This window comes from Marinobacter sp. OP 3.4 (assembly GCF_036224885.1).
Lineage (GTDB): Bacteria > Pseudomonadota > Gammaproteobacteria > Pseudomonadales > Oleiphilaceae > Marinobacter.
This window is the reverse complement of the sequence record NZ_JAVVLT010000009.1, coordinates 13,200-27,338: the sequence shown is the minus strand read 5'-3', so window position 1 is coordinate 27,338 and position 14,139 is coordinate 13,200. Positions and strand designations below refer to the sequence as shown.

At 61.1% G+C, this 14,139-nt stretch carries 13 protein-coding genes and 1 tRNA gene; 13 read left to right on the top strand and 1 reads right to left on the bottom strand.

From position 1 onward, the window contains the following. Nucleotides 1-114 precede the first annotated feature (114 nt). Nucleotides 115-417, bottom strand: a complete 303-nt coding sequence (gene yhbY, locus RO069_RS01300) for a ribosome assembly RNA-binding protein YhbY (RefSeq protein WP_328184793.1) — start codon at nt 415-417, stop codon at nt 115-117. A 159-nt stretch (nt 418-576) separates the two neighbouring features. On the opposite strand from yhbY, the gene rlmE reads away from it, so the two are divergent. From rlmE to rpsO, 13 genes are all read left to right on the top strand, one after another. Beyond that, nucleotides 577-1,197, top strand: a complete 621-nt coding sequence (rlmE, locus tag RO069_RS01295) for a 23S rRNA (uridine(2552)-2'-O)-methyltransferase RlmE (protein WP_328184791.1) — start codon at nt 577-579, stop codon at nt 1,195-1,197. Between the two features lie 101 nt (nt 1,198-1,298). Next, nucleotides 1,299-3,239, top strand: a complete 1,941-nt coding sequence (gene ftsH, locus RO069_RS01290; protein WP_328184790.1) for an ATP-dependent zinc metalloprotease FtsH — start codon at nt 1,299-1,301, stop codon at nt 3,237-3,239. Nucleotides 3,240-3,360: 121 nt separating this feature from the next. Beyond that, the gene (gene folP / locus RO069_RS01285) at nt 3,361-4,194 is read left to right on the top strand and encodes a dihydropteroate synthase (RefSeq protein WP_328184788.1); all 834 of its coding nucleotides are present in this window, start codon (nt 3,361-3,363) and stop codon (nt 4,192-4,194) included. A gap of 112 nt (nt 4,195-4,306) precedes the next feature. Further along, nucleotides 4,307-5,647, top strand: coding sequence for a phosphoglucosamine mutase (gene glmM, locus RO069_RS01280; protein WP_328184870.1), 1,341 nt, complete (start codon nt 4,307-4,309; stop codon nt 5,645-5,647). Nucleotides 5,648-6,115: 468 nt separating this feature from the next. Continuing rightward, entirely contained in the window at nt 6,116-6,871 is a 756-nt protein-coding gene (gene tpiA / locus RO069_RS01275) for a triose-phosphate isomerase (protein ID WP_328184786.1), read from the top strand. 65 nt (nt 6,872-6,936) lie between these two features. After that, nucleotides 6,937-7,338, top strand: a complete 402-nt coding sequence (secG, locus tag RO069_RS01270) for a preprotein translocase subunit SecG (RefSeq protein WP_328184784.1) — start codon at nt 6,937-6,939, stop codon at nt 7,336-7,338. A 6-nt stretch (nt 7,339-7,344) separates the two neighbouring features. Further along, nucleotides 7,345-7,429: transfer RNA gene (locus tag RO069_RS01265), tRNA-Leu, on the top strand. A 390-nt stretch (nt 7,430-7,819) separates the two neighbouring features. After that, nucleotides 7,820-8,281 (top strand): ribosome maturation factor RimP, encoded by a 462-nt coding sequence (gene rimP / locus RO069_RS01260; protein ID WP_328184783.1) that lies wholly within the window; start codon nt 7,820-7,822, stop codon nt 8,279-8,281. A 46-nt stretch (nt 8,282-8,327) separates the two neighbouring features. After that, entirely contained in the window at nt 8,328-9,821 is a 1,494-nt protein-coding gene (gene nusA, locus RO069_RS01255; protein ID WP_328184781.1) for a transcription termination factor NusA, read from the top strand. A gap of 17 nt (nt 9,822-9,838) precedes the next feature. Beyond that, nucleotides 9,839-12,415 carry a translation initiation factor IF-2 gene (infB, locus tag RO069_RS01250; RefSeq protein WP_328184779.1) on the top strand — a complete coding sequence of 859 codons (2,577 nt, stop codon included), beginning with the start codon at nt 9,839-9,841 and terminating at the stop codon, nt 12,413-12,415. Beyond that, a complete protein-coding gene (gene rbfA, locus RO069_RS01245) occupies nt 12,416-12,826 on the top strand; it encodes a 30S ribosome-binding factor RbfA (RefSeq protein WP_328184777.1) in 411 nt (136 codons plus the stop codon). 3 nt (nt 12,827-12,829) lie between these two features. Beyond that, on the top strand, nt 12,830-13,756 hold the full coding sequence (truB, locus tag RO069_RS01240) for a tRNA pseudouridine(55) synthase TruB (RefSeq protein ID WP_328184775.1): 927 nt from the start codon (nt 12,830-12,832) through the stop codon (nt 13,754-13,756). An 86-nt stretch (nt 13,757-13,842) separates the two neighbouring features. After that, nucleotides 13,843-14,112: a 30S ribosomal protein S15 gene (gene rpsO / locus RO069_RS01235; protein ID WP_328184773.1), complete on the top strand. Its 270-nt coding sequence runs from the start codon at nt 13,843-13,845 to the stop codon at nt 14,110-14,112. The last annotated feature ends 27 nt before the right edge of the window (nt 14,113-14,139 follow it).

Genomic DNA, 14,139 nt, shown 5'->3' with positions numbered 1-14,139 from the left:
TTTTGGGGATTGGGTGGGATTTGGTACGTGTCGCTTTTAAAGGGAGGGCGTTGTCTTTCCCTCTCCGCTGGGTGGGAGAGGGCGGGCTGGGGGCTTGCGAGGATACCGTCGTGACTACTTCGATAGATTGCTCAGCTTCGGGTTTGGCTGCTTTGCACGGCGCAGCACAACCGCGATCTTTCCGATGGTCTGGACCAGCTCGGCGCCGGACTGCTGGCAAAGCTCGTTAATGACGTCACTGCGGACTTCCCGGTCGGTGCTGGCCACCTTGACCTTGATCAGTTCGTGGTCGTCCAGCGCCCGGTCCAGTTCCTGCATCAGGCCCTCTGACAGGCCCTTGTCGCCTATAATGATGATCGGTTTCAGGTTGTGGGCAATGGCTCGGTATTCGCGACGCTGGGCGGCGGAAAGGCTCATGATGAAATCTCTTGATCGGTGCTATTAAAAGATAGTAGGGCGAATGCGGCGACGGTTGGGAGAAATTACGCTCGCCAGACCGTATAATCGCGGCATGATAACAGAGAAGCCTGTCGGTTGGATGGGCGATTGCACGTACAGTTTTATCCGGGAGGCACGTTGGCACGCTCGAAATCCAGTGATCGCTGGCTGAAGGAACATTTTGACGACGTTTGGGTCAGAAAGTCACAGCAGGATGGCTACCGCTCCCGGGCCAGCTATAAGCTGATTGAGCTGGATCGCAAGGATCGGCTGTTCCGGCCGGGCCAGACCGTGGTTGATCTGGGTGCCGCGCCCGGTGGGTGGACTCAGGTGGCGGTTGAAAAGGTGGGGGGCCAGGGTGTTGTCGTTGCCAGCGACATCCTGCCCATGGATCCGGTGGCCGGTGTGGCCTTCGTGCAGGGGGATTTTACCGAGCAATCGGTATTCGACGAACTCATGGCCGTACTGGATGGACGCCCGGTAGACATTGTGATTTCAGATATGGCCCCCAACATGAGTGGTAATCCCGCCACGGATATTCCCCGGGCCATGGCGCTGGTGGAGTTGGCGCTGGATATGGCGCAGCAGGTGCTGCGTCCCGGAGGCGCCCTGGTCACCAAGGTGTTCCAGGGAGAGGGGTTTGATGCATTGCTGGCGGATATGAAGCAGTCTTTCTCATCCGTCGTCAGTCGCAAGCCGGATTCTTCCCGTGCCCGTTCGAGGGAAATCTACCAGGTGTGCAGGGGTTTTCGCGGATGAGCGGTTTCTGGTGGTCGGGCGTACAATTAGTGTAAGGTTACGGGTAACAGGCGGCCGAGGGTGCGCACTCCGGTTATCCTGCAATTCACAGGTGACGATCCTTGAACGATATGGCTAAAAATCTGGTTTTGTGGCTGATTATTGCAGCCGTACTGCTGATGGTGTTCCAGAATTTCTCTCCGACCACCACAGGTCAGCAGGTCAACTATACCGAATTCGTCCAGATGGTGGAGAATGGCCAGGTGCGCCAGGTCACCATTGATGGGCTGAACATCCAGGGGCAGGAGAGCGATGGCTCCCGGTTCGAGACGGTGCGTCCGCCAATTCCGGACAACCGTCTGATGGATGACCTGTTCCAGAACAACGTGGAGATCATCGGTAAGGAGCCGGAGCGCCAGAGCCTGTGGACGCAGTTGCTGGTGGCGGCCTTCCCGATCCTCATTATCATTGCCCTGTTCGTGTTCTTCATGCGACAGATGCAGGGTGGCGGTGGCGGCAAGGGCCCCATGTCCTTTGGCAAGTCCAAGGCCCGCCTGATGAGCGAGGACCAGGTCAAGACCACGTTCGGTGACGTGGCCGGCTGCGATGAAGCCAAGGAAGACGTCAAGGAGCTGGTGGATTTCCTGCGGGATCCCAGCAAGTTCCAGCGTCTTGGTGGTCGTATTCCCAAGGGTGTGCTGATGGTGGGCCCGCCGGGTACCGGTAAGACCCTGCTCGCCAAGGCGATCGCCGGTGAAGCCAAGGTGCCGTTCTTCACCATTTCCGGCTCCGATTTCGTGGAAATGTTCGTGGGTGTGGGTGCCTCCCGGGTACGTGACATGTTCGAGCAGGCCAAGAAGCAGAGCCCCTGCATCATCTTTATCGACGAGATCGACGCCGTTGGCCGTCATCGTGGCGCTGGCATGGGTGGTGGTCACGACGAGCGTGAGCAGACCCTGAACCAGCTGCTGGTGGAAATGGACGGCTTCGAGGGTAACGAAGGCGTTATCGTCATTGCCGCCACCAACCGTCCGGACGTGCTGGATCCCGCGCTGCTGCGCCCGGGGCGCTTCGACCGTCAGGTAGTGGTGAGCCTGCCCGATATCATCGGTCGTGAGCAGATCCTCAAGGTACACCTCAAGAAGGTGCCCCTGGCCGATGGTATCGATCCGGTTGTGATTGCCCGTGGTACCCCGGGCTTTTCCGGCGCCGACCTGGCCAACCTGGTCAACGAGGCCGCCCTGTTCGCCGCGCGCCGTAACCAGCGTCTGGTGACCATGGAAGAGCTGGAGCTGGCCAAGGACAAGATCATGATGGGCGCCGAGCGCAAGTCCATGGTCATGAACGAGAAGGAAAAGCTCAATACGGCGTACCATGAATCGGGCCACGCCATCGTCGGTCGGCTGATGCCTGAGCATGATCCGGTCTACAAGGTGAGCATCATTCCCCGTGGTCGGGCCCTGGGTGTGACCATGTTCCTGCCGGAAGAGGACAAGTACAGTCACTCCAAACGCTTCCTGATCAGTTCCATCTGCAGCCTGTTCGGCGGTCGTATTGCCGAGGAACTGACCCTTGGCTTCGAGGGTGTAACTACCGGTGCCTCCAACGACATCGAGCGGGCTACGCAACTGGCCCGCAATATGGTCACCAAGTGGGGCCTGTCCGAGAAGTTGGGGCCGCTGCAGTATGACACTGAAAGCGAGGAGCCCTTCCTGGGCCGCAGCGCGGGTCAGAGCCATACCGTTTATTCGCCGGAGACCGCCCAGCGTATTGATGAGGAAGTGCGCAATATCATCGATACCTGCTACGAGAAGGCCCGGGAGATCCTGGTCGAGAACCGTGACAAGCTGGACATGATGGCGGAAGCGCTGATGAAATATGAAACCATCGACCGTTTCCAGATCGACGACATCATGGACGGTCGCACGCCCCGCCCGCCCAAGGGTTGGGACGACGGACGGCCCGGTGGTGGTGTGACCATCGATCAGCCGGAAACCGGTACCCTGTCCGACGATGATGGTCGAGACAGCGATGCCTCTGGCCAACCGGCCGGTGAGCACTGATTGCCGCAGCCTGAGGCTGTAGCCCGAAGCGCCGCCTGCAAGGGCGGCGTTTTTGTTTGCCTCTGGTATATGGTTTCCCCTAACTTCCCTTTCCGAACATTCTTTGTCAGGCAGGTTTGCAATGCGAATGACGTTTGCGGGACGTGAGCTGGACATGGGGCGTACCCATGTCATGGGTATTGTGAATGTCACCCCGGACTCCTTCTCCGATGGCGGGCGCTATAACACAGTGGACCTGGCCGTACAGCGTGCCAGGCAGATGGTGGCGGACGGCGCCGCCTTCGTGGACGTGGGTGGCGAGTCGACCCGCCCCGGCGCCGAGCCCGTGTCGGAGCAGGAGGAGCTGGATCGGGTGTGCCCGGTGGTGGAGGCCATCGCCCGGGAGGTCGATACCGTTATATCGGTGGATACCAGTACCCCGTCGGTCATGCGCGAGGCCGCCCGCCTGGGCGCGGGCCTGATTAACGATGTCCGGGCCCTGGAGCGGGCAGGGGCCGTCGAAGCGGCCATGGAAACCGGGCTTCCCGTCTGCCTGATGCATATGAAGGGGGCCCCCGGAACCATGCAGGACGACCCGGCCTATCGCCACGTGGTCCGTGACGTCGCCACCTACCTGATGGACCGGGTCCGTGCCTGCGAGGCCGCCGGAATCGAGGCGGAGAATATCCTGCTGGACCCGGGGTTCGGGTTCGGCAAGACCCTGGAGCACAATCTGCAACTGTTAGCGGCACTGGAGCAGCTCCGGGTGCTGGGTTACCCTTTGCTGGTCGGCATGTCGCGAAAGACCATGCTTGGTAATATCACCGGCAGGGAGGTTGGTGAGCGCTTGCCGGCTAGCCTGGCGGCCGCCACAATATCCGCCCAGAAAGGCGTATCGGTGTTACGGGTGCATGACGTGCGGGAAACCGTGGATGCCGTGAAGGTGGTTGAGGCCATGCGGGCGCAGGATTATTAATATTTTTCGCCACGGAATCCACGACGTTTTCTTTCCGTGTTCTTCCGTGGATTCTGTGGCCAAACAGTTCATTACAGGAGCAGGCTGACAAATGACGGACAGTAAGCCGCCGATGGGGCGCAGGTATTTTGGCACCGATGGAATTCGTGGGCGTGTGGGTGAGGCACCGATCACCCCGGATTTCATGCTGCGACTTGGCTGGGCGGCGGGTCAGGCCTTCAAGCAGGATGGCCAGCCCAACAGCGTGATCATCGGCAAGGATACCCGGCTGTCCGGCTATATGTTCGAATCCGCGCTGGAGGCGGGCCTGTCCGCCGCCGGCGTCGATGTCAAACTGCTGGGCCCCATGCCCACGCCGGCGATTGCCTACCTGACCCGGACCTTCCGGGCCTGCGCCGGTATCGTGATCAGCGCTTCCCACAACCCCCACTATGACAACGGCATCAAGTTCTTCTCCGGTGACGGTACCAAGCTGGACGATGGTCTGGAGGCCGAGATCGAGCGCTGGCTGGAGCAGCCGGTAACCGTCTGCGAGTCCGCCGATCTGGGTAAGGCCTCCCGGGTGGATGATGCGCCGGGCCGTTACGTGGAGTTCTGCAAGAGCACGGTGCCCAACGAGTTTGTGCTCGACGGCATGCATATCGTGCTGGATTGCGCCCATGGTGCCACCTATCACGTGGCGCCCAAGGTGTTCCGGGAGCTGGGTGCGCGGGTTTCCGTGATCGGCGGCGACCCGGACGGCCTGAATATCAACCTGGGTGTTGGCTCCACGCACCTGGAGGCCCTGAAGGAAGCCGTGCTGCACCGGCATGCGGACCTGGGGATCGCCTTCGATGGCGATGGTGACCGTGTACTGATGGTGGACCGCGACGGCACGGAGATTGATGGCGATGAGCTGATCTACATGATCGCTTCCCAGCGCAAGAAATCCGGCACCCTCCATGGCGGGGTCGTGGGTACCCTGATGACCAACCTGGGGGTTGAGCTGGCCCTGCAGGACCAGGGGATTCCCTTTGAGCGGGCTAAGGTGGGGGATCGCTATGTCATGGAGCGTCTCCTGCAGCGGGACTGGCTGCTGGGCGGTGAAGGTTCCGGCCACCTGGTGATCCGCGACTGCACCACCACCGGTGATGGCATTGTTTCCGCACTCCAGGTGCTGCTGGCCTGCTGGCGGGCGGATCAGTCCATCGGTGAGCTGCGCCAGGGCATGACCAAGCTGCCCCAGACCATGATCAATGTGCGGGTGGCCGAGCGTTTCGATCCGATGGAGCGTACCGATATCGCCGAGGCGGTGCGCAAGGCGGAGGACCACCTGGGCGCGGCGGGCCGCATCCTGTTGCGGGCATCGGGAACCGAGCCGCTGATCCGCGTAATGGCGGAAGGGGAAGATGCGGGTGTGATTGAGCGGGTTGCCGAAGAATTAGCTGAGGTGGTACGAGGCTCTAGGGCGTGAGGTGATGTCACGCTATAGAGTCGCCGGCTCCACCCTCTCCCCAACCCCTCTCCCGTCGAGGGAGAGGGGCTAAACTCCCCCGATGTCTGCACCATACATTTCCTCTCCCCTGGAGGGAAGTGGGGGCGGTCTGGCTGCGGAGTTAGCATCTCCACCCTCACCCGTCGAGGGAGGGGGGCTAAACTCCCCCGATGTCTGCGCCATACATTCCCTCTCCCCTGGAGGGAAGTGGGGGCGGTCTGGCTGCGGAGTTAACATCTCCACCCTCACCCGTCGAGGGATAGGGGCTAAACTCCCCCGATGTCTGCGCCATACATTCCCTCTCCCCTGGAGGGAGAGGGCCAGGGAGAGGGGGAGCGCCCACAGGGCGCCAGGAGCGCGGGCACTTGTGCGGCCGTTTTCGCTGCTGTATAGTTCGCGCTCGTTTCTGGATGACCCCCGGTACCGCCACTTCGATAATGGAATGCCATGCGCAGACAGATCGTTGCAGCTAACTGGAAGATGAACGGCTCAAGTGAGCTGGTTCGGGAGCTGGTGCCGGCTATCAGGGAATCTGCGGTAGCGCTTGATAATGCCGTCGAGGTTGTTATTATGCCTCCCTCGCTGTTCCTGGGCGGGGTGAAGAGCGAGCTATCGGGCTCCGGTCTGTCCCTCGGCATCCAGAACATTGCCCGCTGGCAGGAGGGCGCCTACACCGGTGAAGTATCTGCCGGTATGGCGGCGGATGTCGGTTGTGATTATGCCCTGGTCGGGCACTCCGAGCGTCGGCAGCTGTTCGGTGAGACCGACGAGGTTATCGCCGAAAAAGTGGCCCGGATCCTGGAGAGCGGTCTGAAGGTGATGCTCTGCGTAGGCGAGACCCTGGAAGAGCGCGAAGCCGGTAACGCCGAGGCGGTAGTCTGCCGACAGGCTGACGTCGCCCTGAAAGGTGTTGCGGCGGCGGACGCCCGGCGCATTGTGATTGCCTACGAGCCGGTATGGGCAATCGGCACCGGAAAGACCGCGACCGCCGACGATGCCCAGGCCATGCACCGGGCTTTGCGGACAAGGCTGTCGGCGCTGGGTTTTGCCGCGGATGAGATGTCACTGCTTTACGGCGGCAGTGTAAAACCGGATAATGCTGGCGCGCTGTTTGCCCAGCCGGATATCGACGGCGGCCTGATAGGCGGCGCGTCATTGAAAGCAAACGATTTTATCGCGATTTGCCAGGCAGCAAAGGCATAAGACCAGGCAGAATCATATGAATACCGCAGCCAGTTGTTGGCTGTGCAAGGTGACAGAGAGCATTTATGGACTGGATGGAAACACTGGTTGTCGTCGTGCACGTGGTGATTGCCGTGGCACTGGTGGGTCTGATTCTGATCCAGCAGGGCAAGGGTGCTGATGCAGGCGCGGCCTTCGGTGGCGGTGCCTCCCAGACGGTTTTCGGTAGCCAGGGCAGCGGCAGCTTCCTGACCCGGGTGACCAGTATTCTGGCGCTGGTATTCTTTGTGACAAGTTTTTCGCTGGCGATCTTTGCCAAGCAGCGTGCCGAAGTGGCCGGTCAGGCCGGTGTTCCCGTGGTGGAACAGGTGCAGGAGTCCGCGCCTGCGGAGCAGGCTGCTGACGAAGGTGGAAGTGAGGAGGGGGCAGCCCCGAGCCTCAGCGAAGAAGAGAGCGGTGATGGCGATGCCATTCCCGAGCTCGAGTGAGTTATTGCCGAAGTGGTGGAACTGGTAGACACGCTATCTTGAGGGGGTAGTGGCGTAAGCCGTGCCGGTTCGAGTCCGGCCTTCGGCACCATACAAGGAACGGCTTGGAGTCGTGTACCCCAAGCCGTTTTTTTTGGTCAGTCCTTGACCACGGTCGCGCGGATCCTTATACTCCGGCGATTATTGAAGCGGCCTGGCGCGTAGGGTTTTTTCCCGTCAGGTCGTGGTGACAGGCCAGGTGTCTGTCGGCGGAATGCCCGCTGTGGTTTCCGCGATTACTTGCAACAAAAAGCCCCACAGGCAGGTAGTTCCGGTGCAAGGCGCACGGACTGTCTGAGCAGGCGGGGCTTTTTGATTAAGGGGCCTGGCGCGTCGGGCCCTGGTGCATGAAAGGGCTGCCAGACAGCCCTTTTTTTGTTTTTGTGGCCTGAAAATCCGCGCCGCCTGTGGCAGGTGGCCTACAACAGGAGTCTCAACGGACTTGTCTGCGAAGCTGAACAAACTTGAGGAAATCCTCCGGCCGGTGGTCGAGGGGCTCGGTTACGAACTCTGGGGGATTGAATTCCGCTCCCAGGGTCGCCACTCGTTACTGCGACTGTTTATTGATGATCCGCAGGATGGCATCAGCGTCGAGGATTGCGAGAAGGTGAGTCGGCAGGTCAGCGGTGTGCTGGATGTCGAGGATCCGATCGCCAACGAGTACACCCTGGAAGTGTCGTCACCGGGGATGGACCGGCCCCTGTTCTATCTGGACCAGTTCGAAGACTGGGCCGGGCACCAGGTCAATATCCGGCTGCGGATGGCCTTTGAGGGTCGGCGCAGGTTCCAGGGCGTCCTGAAGGGCATCGAAGGTGGTGACGTGGTGGTTGTGGTGGATGACCACGAGTACCTGCTGCCGTTCGAAAGTATTGATAAAGCCAACATTGTGCCGGTTTTCGAGTAAGGCCGGGTGACTGCAAGTCTGAGAATTTTAAGGGCAGGGCATTTCAATGAGTAAAGAAATCCTGATGGTGGTTGAGGCTGTTTCCAACGAGAAGGGCGTTGAGAAAGACGTCATTTTCGAGGCCATCGAGCTGGCACTGGCAACCGCGGCCAAGAAACGCTTCGAGGACGAAGAGGCGGATATCCGGGTCGCCATCGACCGTCGCACCGGTGAATACGAGACCTTCCGCCGCTGGCTGGTGGTGGACAACGATGCCGTTCCCGCACTGGGCACCGAACTGACCCTGCAGGAAGCGGAGGAGATCGACCCCGGCCTCAAGCCCGGTGATATCTACGAAGAGAAGACCGAGTCCGAGAGCTTTGGCCGGATCGGTGCCCAGGCCGCCAAGCAGATCATCTTCCAGAAGGTGCGCGAAGCCGAGCGCATGCGTATCGTGGACAGCTATCGTGACCGCGTGGGCGAGCTGATCTCCGGTACGGTCAAGAAGGTGACACGGGATAACGTCATCATCGACCTGGGGAACAACGCCGAAGCCCTGCTGCCCCGGGATCAGCTGATTCCCCGGGAGACCTTCCGCATGGGCGACCGGGTTCGCTCCCTGCTCCAGGACATTCGCACCGATCACCGTGGCCCGCAGCTGATGCTCAGCCGTACCGACCCGCAGATGCTGATCGAGCTGTTCCGCATCGAGGTACCGGAAATCGCCGAGGACCTGATCGAGATCCGTGGCGCGGCCCGTGATCCCGGCTCCCGCGCCAAGATTGCGGTCAAGACCAACGACCGCCGGATCGACCCGGTCGGGGCCTGCGTCGGTATGCGTGGTTCCCGGGTCCAGGCCGTGTCCAACGAACTGGCCGGCGAGCGCGTCGATATCGTGCTGTGGGACGACAACCCGGCGCAGTTGGTGATCAACGCCATGGCGCCGGCGGAAGTGGCGTCCATCGTCATGGACGAAGACAGTCACACCATGGAAGTGGCCGTGGCCGAGGACAACCTGGCCCAGGCCATCGGCCGTAACGGCCAGAACGTCCGGCTCGCCAGTGACCTCACCGGCTGGACGCTGAACGTGATGACCGAAGAAGAGGCGGGTGAGCGCCAGAAACAGGAGTACAACCGCCTGCTGAACCACTTTATGGAAAACCTGGACGTGGACGAGGAGTTTTCCGGCGTCCTGATCGAAGAGGGCTTCACTTCCCTGGAGGAAGTGGCCTATGTCCCCATGGAGGAGATGCTTGCCATCGAAGGCTTTGATGAGGAAACCGTCACTGAATTGCGTCGCCGGGCGAAGGATGTCCTGCTGAACAAGGCCCTGGCCAGTGAAGAAGCCCTGGAGGGCAACGAACCGGAAGACGACCTCCTGGGCATGGACGGTATGGACCGTACCCTCGCGTTCAAGCTCGCGGGTATGGGTGTTCGTACCATGGAGGACCTCGCCGAGCAGTCTGTTGATGACCTGCTCGACATCGAAGGTATGGATGAAGAGCGTGCTGGTCAGTTGATCATGACGGCGCGTGCACCCTGGTTTGAAGACCAGGCTTAACCGGGAGGAGGACCAGTATGGCAGAAGTAACCGTTAAACAACTGGCCGATGATGTAGGCGCTCCCGTGGATCGTTTGCTGCGTCAGATCGTGGAAGCCGGCCTCAAGGCCCGTTCCGAGAATGACTCCGTGACCAGCGATGAGAAACAGCAGTTGCTGGCGTATCTGCGCAAGAACCACGGTGAGGCCGCCGCCGAACCGAGCAAGATAACCCTCAAGCGGAAGACAACCACGACCCTGAAGACCGGTGGTGGTAACCGCGGCAAGACCGTCAACGTGGAAGTGCGTAAGCGTCGTACCTACGTCAAGCGTACGGAACTGCAGCCAGAGGCGGAGCCCGAGCAGCCGGAAACCCCGGTGGAAGAGCCGGCGGAATCCGCGCCACAGCCGCAACCGACCGCTGAGGCGGCACCGGAGCAGCCCACCCAGGAGTCTGAGCCGGCCAAGCCGGAGCAGCCCCCGGAAACCGGGCCGATTGCCGTTGGCGAGGAAGACGCGAAAGAGGAAACCAACAAGGCAGTGAAACCGGTCAACACGGCAGCGGAAGAGGATATGCCGATGCCGCCGCCGGACCCTGAAACCGCGAAGGACAAGGAACGCAAGGCCAAGAAGAAGAAAGAGAAGGCCCGCGAGCGCTCCGACGAGGTGGAAGAAGGCAAGCCGAAGAAGAAGTCCGCTGGTCATCGCGGACCTCGCAGTCGCCCGGTGGAAGAGCCCATCGTCATCTCGGAAGACGAGGAGGACACCACGCTGCGTAAGCCGCTGCGGGCGAAAAAGAAACCCAAAGAGAAAAGGCATGGCTTCGAGAAGCCAACCAAACCAATGGTCAGAGAAGTCGAAATCCCCGAAACGATTACCGTTGGTGATCTCGCCCAGCGCATGGCCGTCAAGGCAGCCGATGTGATCAAAACCCTGATGGGTATGGGTGTGATGGCCACCATCAACCAGGCCCTGGACCAGGAAACCGCAGTGCTGGTTACCGAGGAACTGGGACACAAGCCCAAGACCGTGAGCGAGGATGCCTTCGAAGAAGAGGTGATCAGTGAGATCGCCGCCGAGAGCGGTGGTGAGAAGTCCCGTCGCGCGCCGGTGGTCAGTGTCATGGGTCACGTTGATCATGGCAAGACCTCACTGCTGGACTATATCCGTCGCACCAAGGTTGCCTCGGGCGAGTCCGGTGGCATTACCCAGCATATCGGCGCCTACCATGTGGAAACCGACCACGGCATGGTGTCCTTCCTGGATACCCCGGGCCACGCGGCCTTTACCGCCATGCGTGCCCGTGGTGCCCAGTGTACCGATATCGTCATCCTGGTGGTGGCCGCCGACGACGGCGTTATGCCGCAGACCAAGGAAGCCGTGGATCATGCCCGCTCCGCCGGTGTGCCACTGGTTATCGCCATCAACAAGATGGACAAGGAAGAGGCCGACCCGGATCGCATCAAGAACGAGCTGGCCGGCATGGACGTGATTCCCGAAGAGTGGGGCGGCGACGTACAGTTCGTGCCGGTATCCGCTCATACCGGTGATGGCATCGAGAACCTGCTTGAAGCGGTACTGCTGCAGGCCGAGATCCTTGAGCTGGAAGCCGTCAAGGATGCGCCGGCCAAGGGCGTGGTGGTGGAATCGTCACTGGAGCGTGGCCGCGGTTCCGTCGCCACGGTTCTGGTCCAGAACGGTACGCTTCGTCAGGGTGAGATGGTCGTTGCGGGCGCCTGGTACGGTAAGGTCCGCGCCATGACCGACGAAGCCGGCAAGCAGGTCAAGGAAGCGGGGCCGTCCATTCCCGTGGAGATCCTGGGCCTCAACGGTACCCCGGACGCCGGTGACGAGTTCTTCGCCGTGGCCGATGAGCGCAAGGCGAAGGAACTGGCCGAGTTCCGGCAGACCCGTGAGCGGGAGCAGCGGCTGCAGCGTCAGCAGGCGGCCAAGCTGGAGAACCTGTTCGAGAATATGGGCAAGGACGAGGTCAAGACCCTCAACGTGGTGCTCAAGACCGACGTCCGGGGTTCCCTGGAAGCGATTTCCAAGGCGCTGCAGGACCTGGGCAACGACGAGGTCCAGGTGAAGATCATTTCCTCTGGCGTGGGTGGTATCGCCGAGACCGATATCAGCCTGGCCGTGGCGTCCAATGCGGTGGTCTTTGGCTTCAACGTTCGTGCCGACACCTCGGCCAAGCGTCTGGTGGAGCAGGAAGGTGTTGATCTTCGCTACTACAGCATTATCTACAACCTGATTGATGACGTGAAAGCGGCCCTGACCGGCATGCTGGCGCCCGAATTCCGGGAAGACATCGTGGGTATCGCCGAAGTACGGGACGTGTTCCGCTCACCGAAGTTCGGCCAGGTGGCCGGCTGTATGGTGGTGGAAGGTACCGTCTACCGGAACAAGCCGATCCGCGTACTGCGTGACAACGTGGTGATTTTCGAGGGTGAGCTGGAATCCCTGCGTCGCTACAAGGACGACGTGCCGGAAGTACGCAACGGCATGGAATGTGGTATCGGCGTCAAGGGCTATGATGTGAAGGTGGGCGACCAGATCGAGGTGTTTGATCGGGTTCGTGTCGAACGCAAGCTGGAATCCACGGGATCATAAATGCCAAGAGAGTTCAGTCGTCTCGACCGCATTGGTGACCAGATCCAGAAGGAGCTGTCCCATCTGATCATGCGGGAGGTCAAGGACCCCCGCGTGGGCATGGTGACCATCAATGCGGTGCGTGTCAGCCGGGACCTCGGCTATGCCGATATCTACGTGTCCCTGCTGAGTACCGAGGAACTGACGGAGGAGTCCGGCGAGGTGCAGGACTCCCTGAAAGTGTTGCGCAATGCCTCCGGATTCCTCCGGGGGCACCTCGGTCGCGCCATGAAACTGCGGGTGATTCCGCAGCTCCGTTTCCACTTCGACACCCTGCAGGGCCAGAGCCGTCACATCGACAGCCTGATCGACCAGGCCGTTGGCAAAAAGCCCGCGGTGGGTCGGGATGACGATACCGACGAGGAGTCCTGACGCTTGGCTCGCAGACGAAAGGGCCGTGACGTCAACGGCATCCTGGTCATCGACAAACCGGCGGGGATAACGTCCAACGGTATCCTTCAGCAGGTCAAGCGTCTCTACGGTGCCGCCAAGGCGGGGCACACCGGGGCGCTGGACCCCCTCGCTACCGGGGTGCTGCCGCTGTGCTTTGGCGAGGCCACCAAGTTCTCCCAGTTGATGCTCGACAGTGACAAGGCCTATGTCACCACTGCCCACCTGGGTATCCGCACGGAAACCGCCGACAGCGAAGGGGCCGTGGTATCGGAACGCCCGGTGCCGTCCGGATTGACCGAAAGTGATATCGAATCGGTGCTGGCGGATTTCCGGGGCGATATCGAGCAGGTGCCGTCCATGTATTCGGCCCTCAAGCATCAGGGGCGGCCTCTCTATGAATACGCCCGGGAGGGCATTGAGGTGGAGCGGCCTGCTCGCCCGGTGACCATCCATGAACTGACCCTCCTGGCGGTTCGCGACGGGGAGCTGGACCTGGCGGTGCATTGCACCAAGGGCACCTATGTCCGCAACCTGGTGGAAGACATCGGCGAAGCCCTGGGTTGCGGCGCCCATGTGTCCGCATTGCGCCGCACGCTGGCGTCGGGGTTCACGCTGGACGACACCCGCCAGGTCGCGGATCTCGAGCAGATGCGGGAGCAGGGGGAGTCCCTGGATGGCCTGCTGGTGGCGCCGGACAAGGCCCTGACCATGTTCCCGGAGCTGGCCCTGGAAGGGCAAAATTTACGGTCGATATTGAACGGACAACCCGTTAGAATATCGGGTCAGTCTTTCTCCGGACCGGTCAGGCTCTACGGCGACAGCCGTTTTGTCGGCCTCGGGGAAGGGCAGCCGGATGGCGATGATGCGACCAGAGTCGTGCCGCGCCGTCTGGTTTCAAGCAGTCGGTAGCCTTCGGGAAACCGCTGCCTAGCCGGGCTGCAGAGATGCGCGGTTCGGCCGGATGATTTCAGGCATCGCATACAATGAGGTGATTTATGGCACTTTCAGCCGAGGAAAAAGCACAGATCGTCAAGGACTACCAGCAAGGCGATAGCGACACAGGTTCTCCTGAAGTACAGGTTGCCCTGCTGAGCGCCAACATCGACAAGCTGCAGGGTCACTTCAAGGCCAACAAGCAGGATCACCATTCCCGCCGTGGCCTGATTCGCATGGTTAACCAGCGTCGTAAGCTGCTGGACTACCTGAAGCGCAAGAACGCCGACCGTTACCTGGAGCTGATCCAGCGTCTGGGTCTGCGTCGCTAAGCGGACGACCTGCCAGCCGGTGCCATC

Excerpts from the sequence above, each read along its gene's own strand:
- tpiA (WP_328184786.1), top strand. The coding sequence starts at position 6,116 with ATGCGCAGACAGATCGTTGCAGCTAACTGGAAGATGAACGGCTCAAGT.
- infB (WP_328184779.1), top strand. The coding sequence starts at position 9,839 with ATGGCAGAAGTAACCGTTAAACAACTGGCCGATGATGTAGGCGCTCCC.
- rpsO (WP_328184773.1), top strand. The coding sequence starts at position 13,843 with ATGGCACTTTCAGCCGAGGAAAAAGCACAGATCGTCAAGGACTACCAG.
- glmM (WP_328184870.1), top strand. The coding sequence starts at position 4,307 with ATGGGGCGCAGGTATTTTGGCACCGATGGAATTCGTGGGCGTGTGGGT.
- secG (WP_328184784.1), top strand. The coding sequence starts at position 6,937 with ATGGACTGGATGGAAACACTGGTTGTCGTCGTGCACGTGGTGATTGCC.
- nusA (WP_328184781.1), top strand. The coding sequence starts at position 8,328 with ATGAGTAAAGAAATCCTGATGGTGGTTGAGGCTGTTTCCAACGAGAAG.
- folP (WP_328184788.1), top strand. The coding sequence starts at position 3,361 with ATGCGAATGACGTTTGCGGGACGTGAGCTGGACATGGGGCGTACCCAT.
- yhbY (WP_328184793.1), bottom strand. The coding sequence starts at position 417 with ATGAGCCTTTCCGCCGCCCAGCGTCGCGAATACCGAGCCATTGCCCAC.
- rbfA (WP_328184777.1), top strand. The coding sequence starts at position 12,416 with ATGCCAAGAGAGTTCAGTCGTCTCGACCGCATTGGTGACCAGATCCAG.